Genomic DNA, 12,211 nt, shown 5'->3' on the forward strand with positions numbered 1-12,211 from the left:
GGTTAGGACAGTGTTGATTGCTCAAAGGCTTGAAACGACTGGGTTTTTACTCAGCACGGGCTAAAACGCGCCGCTACCGCTAACAGCCCTCAGCACTTTGCTATAACCTTTTAAATACTCAATGCTGCTAACAATAAACAAAAAACACCTCGCAAAAGGTGCTTTTATTGAAAAATAAATAACAAACATTTTATTTTTCAAACAATTATTTAAGCATTGTAATTATTAGCGCGAGGACTACGAGCGCCAGTTACAGCTCCTATCATTGAGGCTATTAAACCCAGCAAAGAACCAAACACAAACCACCACAATCCCGAACGTAAATTAGCTGCTGCATCACGAGTTTGTTGGGCAGTGATGTTTGCTTGGGGTACATTAACGCCACCTTGCTGTTGTACCTGGTTGATGACTTCCCCAGCGTTAGAAGCAGCAACACCAAAAGCACCAGATACTCCACTTGCTAAAAGCCATGAGCTAACTGCCAAAGTCGTTGCCCAAAGAATTGCGCCGTTAAGAAGAGCCGTATTGCGGTTCATCGGCCCACAAGCACGGGCTGTAACCCAACCACCAGTAAATAGGGAAATTAGTAAAGCGATAGTTGACCAAAGCCCCGCATTACCCGCAGCGTTAGGGGCTATTGTTCTGGGTGCACCTGAGCCTTCAACTGCGCCTGCCGCAAATGCACCAATTATAGAGCTCAAAATTAATTGAGTGGCTAAAGCAACCAACAAACCAGAAATAATCGGTCCCCAGCGAACAAGATCATGATATTCACTTACTCGGCCTGCTACCACAGGGTCGGTAGGAATAACGTCATTACCTGTACGATTTACGTATGACATAGCTTATGTTCTCCAGTGCTGTTTCAGCAAAGTTCCTGTTTAGGTATATTCATGTTTATGTTTAAAATTAAATAACTAAATCATTTGTTTTTATATCTACCAATAGAAATATTTAATAGGTCTATCTTTAGTGGTAAAAACAGACTTTCTTCCACAACTATTAATACAATTTAGTACTTATTCATTTCTGAAGAATTATTTAAAAATCATCTAGACAAAAATTTTAAATTAAAAGATGAGTATTAATTCTGATAATAAAGTAGCTTTAATTGTCTATGAGATTAGACTGAAAGTAAAACTTTGTAAGAAATTTCAAAAGTAAAGATCGTCAAAAATTAACGCATCCTGACAGCTGTGCCTGTGGCAGTAATCAGCAAAAGCACTCCTGACTGGTCGAGATTGATTGTGCCAGTATCAATTTCAATCCCAATTACAGCATTTGCTCCTAAGCGTTGCGCTCGTTGTTCTAATTCTTCTAATGCCTTGCGTTGACCCTGCTCAAATAGGCGCTCATAGCTACCAGTGCGTCCACCAATAATATCTCGAATACCAGCCAAAAAATCCCGCAAGAAATTGCTGCCGTAGACTACTTCTGCGGTAACAATACCTAAATATGATTCAATCACGGCTCCTTGAATTACATCAGTGGTAGTTATAATCATAAATTAACCTCCTATATAGGATATATCTTAATATTTATTATCAAAGTATTTATCAAAATACTTGATTAATAGTAACTATTATTACAGAATACAGGTTTGAGAAACTTCATCTCACATAATTTTAGATTACGCTTTCGGCTTTAGTATAGTTCTAAACAGTAATCAGTACTTAAAGGAGCATTTTACAGCTTATATTTATCTTACCTTGTAATGACTAAAAAAAGATGTAAACGCCTAGATAATAACTTTTATAAAGGTAGTATCAAGGGACTAAAAATGTGAAAAAATTGGCTACTGAGTCAGCATATTCTTAAATGAAATAAAAAACAGGAATGAATATCACAGCCTGTTAAGCTTGGCACATCAGCATCTACGATTCAGCCAGATGCCTGTTGGGCTGTTGGGCTTTTCCAGGTAACACGTATAACTACTGATTAAAAAAGGTGTCATTTTGCGAGAGTACTAGTTTAAATATAAGGTACTTTCACCTGCTGCCGATCACTTACACTTCATCTTTCAGTAAAAACTCTGTTATGTAGTGCTAATTGTAAAGGAAAGGAACATGAACTATTAATATCTTAATCAATACGAAGAAATACAGTTTTCAAAAGTCCATATTTTTGTTTTAATGTACAAGAAAAAAGTTCTTTAAAATTTCAGGAAATTTACTGTGTACAAGCCAACATCATTCGTGTTTAGCGTGGTGTTACTAGGATGTTTTACTTTCACTATACCTTCAGTAGCTCAGGCTCAGGTATTAGTGGCGCAAGCTAAAAACCCAGAGTTAAAGCAATTACTGGAGGAAGGACGGAGGTTGGTGAATGCCGGGGATTATGGTGGTGCGATCGCTGTTTATCAGCAAGCAGCTAGTATAGACCCCAAGAATGCTAAAATCCATTCAGGTATTGGGTATTTATACGCTCAACAGGGAAATTACCAGGCAGCATTAGCAGCTTATCGTCGTGCGATCGGTATCAGCCCAAACAATAGTGATTTTTACTACGCTGTGGGTTACATCAAAGCCAATTTGGGCGACACACGTGGGGCAAAGGAAGGTTATCGTCGTGCCATACAGCTGAACCGTAACAACGTCAACGCCTATTTAGGATTGGCTGTGACCCAATCGCGTATGGGAGACTATAATGCCGCTACCTGGGCATACCAACAAGCAATCGATTTGGATAAAAACAACGCCCAGACTTATGAGTTGATGGGTTCGATGTATAAACAGCGACGACAAGCCAAACAAGCAAACAGCTTGCTTCAGAAAGCCCGTGACTTGTATAAACGGCGCAATGACTCAGATGGCGTAGAAAGGGTAGAAGCCATGCTGCGGCAGTTAGGAGGATGAGGTTAATCTAACTGGCGTCCCGTTAATTCCACAAAAATATCTTCCAGATTAGAGGGACGCACCATCATTCCAGTTTTATCTGGCTGTTCATTCAAGTAGATATTTGCTGCTTCCAAGGATGGGAAAAACAGATATTCCCAATTACGAGCGCCATCACTTCCCACATTAGATACACCTAATTGTTTCATCACCAAACCTTCACCGTGAGCAGAACGCAGCTGTTGTAAAGTTCCCAAAGAAATCAGCTTACCGCTATCCATAATACCGATGCGTCCTGGCTTAGTAGAACCAAAGGCATCGCACAAAAATTCGACCTCATCCATATAATGGGTCGTCAGTAGCATCGTCATCCCTTGTTTATTTAAATCCCGAATAATTTCCCAGAGGCGTCGCCTGGTCTGGGGGTCTAGTCCTACGGTTGGTTCATCTAAAAACAAAATTTGCGGTTGATGCAATAAGGCTCTGGCAATTTGCAACCGTCGTTTCATACCCCCAGACAGGGTTTTTACCAAATCATCACGTTTTTCTGCTAGCTCAACATACTCTAGCCATTGATTAATCAATTTTTGTCGCTGCGGGTTGCTAATGTGATGTAGCCTCCCGTGCAGTTCCATATTTTCCCAGACGGTTAAATCGTTATCCACACTGACTTGTTGCAAGACAACGCCAATACTCTGTTTTGCCAACGTTACTTGGCGCATCACATCATATCCACCTACTTCTATGCGTCCTTGGGATGGTTTCGTAAGTGTAGTCAGCATCCGAATTGTGGTTGATTTCCCTGCACCGTTCGGGCCAAGTAGAGCAAATATCTCTCCCGCTTCAATTTGGAATGACAGGTCATTGACTACAGGTACATTGTTGTAAAACTTGTAGACGTTTTCTAGAAAGACAGCAGCAGTCATGTCGCTTCGCTCCGAATTAAAAATTAAAAATTAAAAATTAAAAATTAACCAGATCATAAATAAATTTAGTTGCTCTGTATCCTTTTTTGCTTGGTCATGGATAAATTTGCTCACACCAGTTCATAATCAAGACTACCATTCTGATTACATCAAACTAAATATATTTTATTAACCCTTAGATAACTCAATCTTTACTTGTTGACATAACAAGGTGTGGTAAACACTTATCCTGTAATACTTTAGTTTAAGGTTGCTGTTATTTAGTATGGAATCTCATCACCCATTGAAGCTAAATCGGCGTCAGTTTTTGCTACGTTCAGCTATCACAGCCGGTGGAATTATTTCCACAAATTTTGTTGCTAAATCACCAGTTTTTGGCGAAGCACCTGCAATTATCACCTCTGATAAAATGCGTCCTGGCATACCTTATGGTGTAGCTAGCGGAGACATATCTAACGATAGCATCGTGATTTGGAGTCGGAGCGATCGCTCTGCCAAAATGATTGTAGAATATTCTACTAGCGAATCTTTTCGCAATGTGCAGCGAGTTGTCGGGCCCAATGCTTTAAAAAATAGCGACTTTACAGCACGACTTTATCTGAGGAACCTGCCACCAGACCAAAAATTATTTTATCGGGTGATTTTCCAAGATTTAGATTATCAACGCACCTACAGCGATCCTTTTTATGGTAGTTTCCGAACTCCCCCCAAATCTAAACGAGATATATTCTTTGTTTGGGGTGGCGACACCGCCGGTCAAGGATGGGGTATTAATCCTGATTTTGGTGGAATGAAAATTTACGAAACTATGCGCCAACTTCATCCCAATTTTTTCATCCATTCTGGCGATAATATTTATGCTGATGGCCCCATTCAATCAGAAGTGACTCTAGATGACGGCACAATTTGGAAAAACATCACCACACCAGAAAAATCCAAAGTAGCAGAAACCCTAACAGAATTTCGTGGCAACTATATATACAATTTGCTTGATAAAAACATCAAGCGTTTCAATGCTGAAGTTCCTATATTGGCGCAGTGGGACGACCACGAAACCACAAATAACTGGTATCCTGGTGAATTTCTAAGCGATGACCGTTATACAGTTAAGGATGTTAACTTGCTAGCTCAAAGGGCAAGACAAGCCTTTTTAGAATATCTGCCTATTGGATATGAAAACAATAATCCAGAGAAAACGAAAATTTATCGCTCTTTCAACTATGGCCCATTATTAGACATTTTCATGTTGGATGAGCGCACCTATCGGGGGCCAAATTCCCCGAATAATCAGCCAGTACCAAGTAAAGAAACAGACTTTTTGAGCAAAAAACAATTGCAATGGTTGAAAAGACAATTGCTATCATCAAAAGCAACATGGAAAGTGATTGCTAGTGATATGCCTTTGGGATTAATAGTTAAAGACGGTAGTACTGATTTTGAAGCTTGGGCCAATGGAGATGGGCCAGCTTTAGGAAGAGAATTAGAACTTGCCGATTTGCTACGATTTATCAAAAACAAAAATATCCAGAATGTTGTTTGGTTAACTGCTGATGTACATTATGCAGCAGCTCACTATTACGACCCCGCTAAAGCTCAGTTTACCGACTTTAAGCCTTTTTGGGAGTTTGTTGCTGGGCCGCTTAACTCTGGCACATTTGGGCCAAACGAATTAGAAAATACTTTTGGCCCACAATTGATATTTCAAAGCCTCCCTCCAGGTACAAAAGCAAATCGACCGCCAAGTGAAGGTTTGCAATTCTTTGGAGGAGTTAAAATTGATGGAAATACAAAAGTGATGACAGTAACATTGCGTAATTTGGCTGGGAAGACTGTTTACAGTGTAGATTTACCGCCAGAAAAATAAATCGCCAAAATCACAGTGAGATGTCGCCAGTTAGATAGAGTAATTAAGCAATTTTTTACTTTGTCTGCTGGCTTTGCTGTTTTTTGGGTGGGATGTTGAAGGATAAAAAATTGTGCGATGCCTACGGCGGGCTTTGCCAACGCTACTGTTAGGAGCTAAATTTAAGTAGGTAGAGTTTTGGAGTTGATCATGCTTAAGCAACTCATCTTAGAAAATTGGAAAAGTTTCCGTTATGCCGAGCTTCCACTTGACCCATTGACTGTTCTGATTGGTACAAATGCAAGTGGTAAATCTAATGTGATTGAAGTTTTTGAATTTTTACAAAGAATTGCTAGAGGTGAAAATATTGAAGCAGCTTTAGTAGGAGATAAAACGCTTCCATCTATTCGAGGTGGTGTAGATTGGGCAGCGCTTAAACCAGAAACCGAGTTTATATTAAAATTTATAGTTCAGGGTGAAGATGAAAATACGGATTATTTGTATGCAATAAAAATACAAACACAACCTGTCGTAATAACTGTCCAAGAATTTATACAAATAATAGATGTACAATCGGGAAATTCAAATATATTGAGTGACTTTTCAATCCAAAATAAAGATAGTTTTATTCCGGTTAGAAGTGCGTTGAACTCAATGCCAGGAAGGGGTAGAGCAACAGGAAAAGGGATAGATGAAATTCGTAAAAGATATCACTTGATAAGTGATAATGAGGTTTCTGATAAAATTCGACAAATCAATTATTTAGTTACTAGCTCATTAGAAAAAGTTTTTGTTTTAAACCCTATACCTTCTACGATGAGATCATATTCGCTAATATCTGACACTCTAGAAAGCGATGCTTCAAATATTGCAGGTGTCCTAGCAGGATTATTACCAGATGAGCGAAAAGATAAAGTAGAATCAACTCTATCTCACTACCTCAAATATTTACCAGAAGGAGATATTCAGAAAATATGGGCAGAAAAAGTGGGTAGATTTGGCACTGATGCCATGCTCTACTGTCAAGAAGAATGGAAACCTGGTCATATTACAGAGATTGATGCTAGAAGTATGTCAGATGGAACTTTACGCTTTATAGCAATACTAACAGCACTACTTACTCGGCCAGAAGGTAGTCAAATAGTAATTGAAGAAATAGATAACGGGCTTCATCCCTCGCGTGCAGAATTACTTGTAAAAATACTGCGAGAGATTGGCAGCAAAAGAAAAATTGATATTTTACTTACTACCCATAACCCAGCTTTACTTGATGCTTTAGGCCCAGAGATAGTTCCTTTTGTAGTTGTCGCACACCGCGATAATGAAACTGGAGAAAGCAAGCTTACACTTTTAGAAGATATTGATAATTTTTCTAAGTTATTTGCATCATATTCTTTGGGTGATATGACAACTAAGGGTGCAATTGAAAGAAGCCTTTCTCATACTGAATAGTTACTAATATAAGAAAGGTGCTACTAATCGATACATCGCTTTTATGCGTTTGGTTACAAGTTCCAGGTAGAGAAACTGCTGGTAATAATGAATGGGATTTTGAACGTGTAAATCAAAAAATTCAGACAGAAATCGCCAAATCAACAACGCTGGTACTTCCTTTAGCTGCTGTTATAGAAACAGGTAATCACATTGCACAGGCTAAAACAGCAAATTCAGAAAGTAAACGTATAGCAGCTCATAAATTTGCTGAAATCATAACTTATGCGGCTGATGAAACCACACCTTGGGCTAAGTTCCGTGAGCAAATTGTCCTTTGGGAGGAGGAAGAATTGAAAAACTTAGCCGCTAAATTCCCCAATCAAGCTGTAGAAAAGACTTCTATGGGTGATGCTAGTATTGTCATCTTGGGTTGGCACTATCACCAAAAGGGTTTCTATGTAGAATTTTTGACTGATGATGACAAGCTAAAATCTCAAGAACCACCGCCACCGCAGCCACCTACGCGTCGTAGCAGTCGAACAAAAAGGTAAAATATCCTTGAGTTTTGGAAATTTGATTATGTCTCAGACTTCTGCTCACGGTTGCAGGCTACTATTTAGAGAACTAAAGCATTATCTTGTATAATCAACGACTAATGACTCCCCATCAAGGGGAGTCATTTGACATCGCTGAGCTAGCTAAAATGAAATTGGTACATTTTTAAATGCGGCTGTATCTGGCACAAAAATGTCCAAATTATTGATACCATCGGGAACTCTTAGCCAGATATAAGCATCTGCGGAGGCTTGCGGACGTACTTGGAACAAAGAAACGCTTCCTGTTGAACGGTTAAGAGCAACTCCTTTGTAGGTTACGCTAGTGTCAGGATTGCGGGCTGTTGTACTAGCCACTGAGATAATATCGCTACCAACAACTCCGTCTGTGGCAAGGCGACGAATACGCATTTGCAGATTTACCACATCACGGTTTCCAGTTTCTGGATCTTTAATTCGTTTTGCTGAAAGTAACTCAACTTCTGCCTTTTTGCCAAAAGCAGGCTGCACAAATTGACCAGGGCTAATTGCTGATGTTGTAGCACTAGCTGGGGATGGTGAGACTGTTGCTTGTGGAGAAGTTGTAGCTGTCAGACTTGGCACTTGAGCGGGAATAATGTTACTGGCTGTATTGGTAGCATTTAGTGTCTGCCGCAACGTGAAAACTTCATAAGCTACATAGCCGCTACATCCCAAAGCCAAAGTAGAGAGTAATACAGCTACACCAGATAAAAATGTACTCACACCGTTGCCTCGATTTCGTATTTCTGTATATGCAGGTTGATTTAGGTTTCTATTTTGTAGTCCCATAAATATGTTTGTGCGTAGGCGCAGCCCGTCGTAGACATCGCCTATGCCTATGTATGAAACATGTGAATATCTTCCCTATACTAATTAAGTAACTTTACTGAGCCAATTCTTCTCTCTCCGGAAGGAAATTGTTTGTAAGGTAAAAATATCTGTCTTTGGGATAAGGAAAATTGGTGAGACTTAAGACTTTAAATCAACCACTGGGTGTTTTATTAATATTTTTGACTAGCCAGATAGGATTTAGTTCTATTGCGAAAGCACAAACCCCAGTTGCACCAACAACTACCACAAAATCAATTTGCTCTAGCCAACTGGGAACAGCTATAGATGCTGTAATCAATCGTCCCTTATTTAGTCGGGTGCGCTGGGGAATTTTGGTACAACCCCTGTCAACGGGGCCAACTCTTTACAGCCGAGATGCTCAAAAATATTTTACTCCTGCGTCTAACCTCAAATTGCTGACAACAGCAGCCGCGTTGCAGGAATTGGGTGCTAATTTTCGGATTCGCACCTCTATTTATCAGAATAGCAATGGTGTTTTACGTGTTGTCGGTAGGGGAGATCCTAGCTTCAGCGATACAGAACTACAAAAATTAGCACAGCAGTTAAAAAAGAAAGGTATTACCCAAATTCAGCAGTTGATTGCTGATGATAGTTATATTCAAGGTGATATTGTTAACCCCACCTGGCAATGGGAAGATGTGCAGTCAGATTATGGCACACCAGTTAGTAGCTTTATTCTGAATCAAAATATTTTTAGCTTAAAACTTGTACCGCAGGCTGTAGGTAAATATTTACAATTAGTGTGGATTGATCCTGGTGAAGCGAAACAGTGGCGGATAATTAATCAGTCAGTAACCGTTCCCCAAAATCAACCGAGCTACGTCAATGTTACCCGCGAATTGTCAGGAACAGTATTACGAATTCAAGGACAACTGGCAACGAATTCTGAACCCTCTTTAATAGATTTGCCTATAGTTGACCCTAACTATTACTTCTTACGACGTTTTCGTACTGCTTTAGCAACAGAAAAAATTAACTTGGGACAAACATTAGTAGTAAATGGTGGTGCGAATCAACAAGAAATCGCATTTGTAGAGTCACCACCTCTAGCTGAATTATTAGCAGAAACTAATTTAAATAGTAATAATCTTTATGCTGAAGCAGTGCTGAGAGCATTAGCTGTGAAAAAAACCAGACTAAAAAATCAGACTAGTGCTGATGTCGGTTTAGAAGTTGTCAAAGCAAGTTTAACTAAATTGGGGGTTGATCCAGCTAATTACATTTTAGTGGATGGTTCAGGTTTATCACGTCGTAACTTAGCAACACCAGAAGCTTTTGTACAAACTTTGCGGGCAATTGCAAAAACCCCAACAGCATATACATATCGGGCATCTTTACCTGTGGCGGGTAAAAGTGGAACTCTGAAGGGCCGCTTTCAAGAAACAGCTGCTGAGGGGATTGTGCAAGCAAAAACAGGTACGTTAACAGGTGTAGTTTCTCTATCTGGATATATGAATGCGCCGAAGTATGAGCCGCTAGTTTTTAGTATTATCGTGAATCAGTCGGATCAGTCTGCAACAGTTATACGGCAGGCAATTGATGAGGTTGTTGTATTGTTGACACAGTTGCAGCATTGTTAATATTATACTTTTGACTCATAACTTTTTTCATGCCAGCCAAAATTTTACCACCGCCGCTAAAACCTGGAGACTTACTACGAGTAATTGCGCCTAGTGGTGCTTTGCGAGAATTTGAGGAATTTAAACAGAGTCTAGAAATTTGGCGATCGCGTGGTTATCAATTAAAAGTCAGTCCCCAGATAGATGACAAATGGGGTTATCTAGCAGGAACAGACGAAAATCGCCGTCAACAGCTAGCAGCAGCATGGCAAGATCCTGATTGTCGGGGTATTCTCTGTGCCAGAGGTGGTTTTGGCAGCACCCGCATCTTAGAAAATTGGAATTGGCCAAACTCAGGGCCTCCCAAGTGGCTTATAGGCTTTTCTGATATCACAGCTTTATTATGGAGCCTTTATACAGCAGGAATTTCTGGCGTTCACGGTCCTGTAATGACAACTTTGGCAGATGAGTCAGATTGGTCAATTAAGCGATTATTTGATTGGGTAGAAGGTAGTTTTTTTACCCCTCTTAAAGGTTGCGGTTGGGGTGGTGGTGTGGTTAATGGTACTTTATTGCCGGGTAATCTGACGGTGGCTACTCACCTTTTGGGTACACCAATCTTGCCACATCTGGATGGTGTGATTCTGGCCTTCGAGGATGTTACGGAAGCACCTTATCGGATTGATAGGATGCTGACGCAGTGGCGTTTGAGCGGTGCTTTGTCTCAAGTCTGCGGTATTGCTTTGGGGGGTTTTACTCGTTGTGAAGCGCCACCAACTATATCTAGTTTTAGTGTAGAAGAAGTGTTGCGCGATCGCTTGGGCGATTTAGGGATTCCCATTGTCTCCGATTTGCCTTTTGGCCATGATAATCCCAATGCAGCCTTACCAGTGGGAGTAGAGGTAACTTTAGATGGAGATGCGGGAATATTAGCGATGCCTACGGCGGCAAGCTACGCACCATAGTTTCCCGCAAATATTTTTATCACAAAAAGTTTGGATGGTACATAAAATCAAATAATATCCAAGTTAAAGCACATTACTACTATTCATTTTTTCAGGATTTTTTGAAACCATTGTTCTACGCGATCACCCATAGCTTTTAAAGAGTATAGAGTTTCTGCTTGCTGGCGACATGCTTGGCGGTCAATTTCATCTAAATGCTTAATCGCTTCTACTAAACCTTGAACACGATCAGGTTCCACTATAAAGCCAGTTTTGCCTTCCTGGACAATTTCTGTTAAACCACCCCGACGGTAAGCAATTAAAGGCACTCCACAAGCAAGTGCCTCTATTGCTACATTTCCAAATGCTTCTATCCAACGAGGAGTTACTAAAAGTCCTCGACATTGACCTAACTCCTTTTGTAGCTCAACCGTTGGTAAAAATCCTACATATTCAATGGGAGCATTAGAGTATTCTTGACAAATTTTCTCCCAGTAAGATATATCCTGTTTAAACCCAAATATTTTCAGCGTAATACCAGTGATTTCTGCTGCTGCTACTGCATCTTCTAGCCCTTTCTCAGGAGCTATTCTACCTACCCACGCCAAGGTTTGAGTTGGTTTTGGGCAAAATTGATAAATAGATAAATCCAAACCGTTTAGCAGACAAATACACCGCTCTGCAAATGTGAAAGTAGCTGCCTGTGTTTGACTATGAACACCGATAGTATTCGGAAAATTGATTGCTACTTGTTCAATAATCTGATCCATAACATCTGTCAAAGAACCCATACTGATCAGATGTGCGATCGGAATATTAAAAAATGGTGTTAAATACAGTGGCAACCAATCATAAGCAAAATTCATAATCAAATCATAATCTGCTTGCACTTGACGAGCATAATCCCACATATTCGCTAAAACAGAATTTTTATGCAGCACAATTGGATCGCTACGGCTCTGATTTTGCGCTGGTATCTGTATTAGTTCTCCAGGAATTTCTCTAATAGGTAATGAATTGCTAATAGACCCTTGCGGTGCAACAATCTCTAATTTATGTCCTCGTCGTAGCATCTCTGTAGCAATATTAGATAGCGTTAACTCTACTCCACCTCCCAATCCTGAACCTAGCGCACCCATTGGGGTAGACATAAATAATAATTTATGGTACATTTGCGGTCATTAATGTATTTTCATAAACATCATTTTTTCACCTAAACAACGTACTTATTGGGTTTTGATATG

At 39.9% G+C, this 12,211-nt stretch carries 11 protein-coding genes; 6 read left to right on the forward strand and 5 right to left on the reverse strand.

What is annotated here, in order from left to right:
• Positions 1-209: 209 nt before the first annotated feature.
• Both RMY16_RS10505 and RMY16_RS10510 read right to left on the reverse strand, forming a co-directional pair.
• Positions 210-842: a hypothetical protein gene (locus RMY16_RS10505; protein ID WP_322736298.1), complete on the reverse strand. Its 633-nt coding sequence runs from the start codon at positions 840-842 to the stop codon at positions 210-212.
• A 335-nt stretch (positions 843-1,177) separates the two neighbouring features.
• Positions 1,178-1,504 (reverse strand): YbjQ family protein, encoded by a 327-nt coding sequence (locus tag RMY16_RS10510; RefSeq protein ID WP_100900674.1) that lies wholly within the window; start codon positions 1,502-1,504, stop codon positions 1,178-1,180.
• A gap of 670 nt (positions 1,505-2,174) precedes the next feature.
• On the opposite strand from RMY16_RS10510, the gene RMY16_RS10515 reads away from it, so the two are divergent.
• A complete protein-coding gene (locus tag RMY16_RS10515; RefSeq protein WP_322662923.1) occupies positions 2,175-2,855 on the forward strand; it encodes a tetratricopeptide repeat protein in 681 nt (226 codons plus the stop codon).
• Positions 2,856-2,857: 2 nt separating this feature from the next.
• Here the strand turns inward: RMY16_RS10515 and RMY16_RS10520 are convergent, their stop codons facing one another.
• Entirely contained in the window at positions 2,858-3,760 is a 903-nt protein-coding gene (locus RMY16_RS10520; RefSeq protein WP_322736299.1) for an ABC transporter ATP-binding protein, read from the reverse strand.
• A gap of 265 nt (positions 3,761-4,025) precedes the next feature.
• On the opposite strand from RMY16_RS10520, the gene RMY16_RS10525 reads away from it, so the two are divergent.
• From RMY16_RS10525 to RMY16_RS10535, 3 genes are all read left to right on the forward strand, one after another.
• A complete protein-coding gene (locus tag RMY16_RS10525; RefSeq protein ID WP_322736300.1) occupies positions 4,026-5,624 on the forward strand; it encodes an alkaline phosphatase in 1,599 nt (532 codons plus the stop codon).
• Positions 5,625-5,813: 189 nt separating this feature from the next.
• Complete coding sequence (locus RMY16_RS10530) at positions 5,814-7,055, forward strand: ATP-binding protein (RefSeq protein ID WP_322736301.1); 1,242 nt, start codon at positions 5,814-5,816, stop codon at positions 7,053-7,055.
• A 17-nt stretch (positions 7,056-7,072) separates the two neighbouring features.
• On the forward strand, positions 7,073-7,588 hold the full coding sequence (locus tag RMY16_RS10535; protein ID WP_322736302.1) for a hypothetical protein: 516 nt from the start codon (positions 7,073-7,075) through the stop codon (positions 7,586-7,588).
• Between the two features lie 147 nt (positions 7,589-7,735).
• Here the strand turns inward: RMY16_RS10535 and RMY16_RS10540 are convergent, their stop codons facing one another.
• Positions 7,736-8,335, reverse strand: coding sequence for a hypothetical protein (locus RMY16_RS10540; protein WP_322736330.1), 600 nt, complete (start codon positions 8,333-8,335; stop codon positions 7,736-7,738).
• Positions 8,336-8,574: 239 nt separating this feature from the next.
• Here RMY16_RS10540 and dacB point away from each other — a divergent pair, with 239 nt between their 5' ends.
• Both dacB and RMY16_RS10550 read left to right on the forward strand, forming a co-directional pair.
• The gene (dacB, locus tag RMY16_RS10545) at positions 8,575-10,044 is read left to right on the forward strand and encodes a D-alanyl-D-alanine carboxypeptidase/D-alanyl-D-alanine-endopeptidase (RefSeq protein ID WP_322736303.1); all 1,470 of its coding nucleotides are present in this window, start codon (positions 8,575-8,577) and stop codon (positions 10,042-10,044) included.
• A 29-nt stretch (positions 10,045-10,073) separates the two neighbouring features.
• Positions 10,074-10,988, forward strand: coding sequence for an LD-carboxypeptidase (locus tag RMY16_RS10550; protein ID WP_322736304.1), 915 nt, complete (start codon positions 10,074-10,076; stop codon positions 10,986-10,988).
• A gap of 83 nt (positions 10,989-11,071) precedes the next feature.
• On the opposite strand, the gene RMY16_RS10555 is transcribed toward RMY16_RS10550, so the two are convergent.
• Positions 11,072-12,118 (reverse strand): glycosyltransferase family 4 protein, encoded by a 1,047-nt coding sequence (locus RMY16_RS10555; protein WP_416211658.1) that lies wholly within the window; start codon positions 12,116-12,118, stop codon positions 11,072-11,074.
• Positions 12,119-12,211: the final 93 nt, after the last annotated feature.

Origin of the sequence: Nostoc sp. DedQUE12b (assembly GCF_034530835.1) — a bacterium.
Taxonomy (GTDB): Bacteria; Cyanobacteriota; Cyanobacteriia; order Cyanobacteriales; family Nostocaceae; genus Nostoc.

Coding starts and splice junctions, on each gene's coding strand:
- RMY16_RS10530 (WP_322736301.1), top strand. CDS start 5,814: ATGCTTAAGCAACTCATCTTAGAAAATTGGAAAAGTTTCCGTTATGCC.
- RMY16_RS10555 (WP_416211658.1), bottom strand. CDS start 12,118: ATGTCTACCCCAATGGGTGCGCTAGGTTCAGGATTGGGAGGTGGAGTA.
- RMY16_RS10520 (WP_322736299.1), bottom strand. CDS start 3,760: ATGACTGCTGCTGTCTTTCTAGAAAACGTCTACAAGTTTTACAACAAT.
- RMY16_RS10550 (WP_322736304.1), top strand. CDS start 10,074: ATGCCAGCCAAAATTTTACCACCGCCGCTAAAACCTGGAGACTTACTA.
- RMY16_RS10525 (WP_322736300.1), top strand. CDS start 4,026: ATGGAATCTCATCACCCATTGAAGCTAAATCGGCGTCAGTTTTTGCTA.
- RMY16_RS10510 (WP_100900674.1), bottom strand. CDS start 1,504: ATGATTATAACTACCACTGATGTAATTCAAGGAGCCGTGATTGAATCA.
- RMY16_RS10505 (WP_322736298.1), bottom strand. CDS start 842: ATGTCATACGTAAATCGTACAGGTAATGACGTTATTCCTACCGACCCT.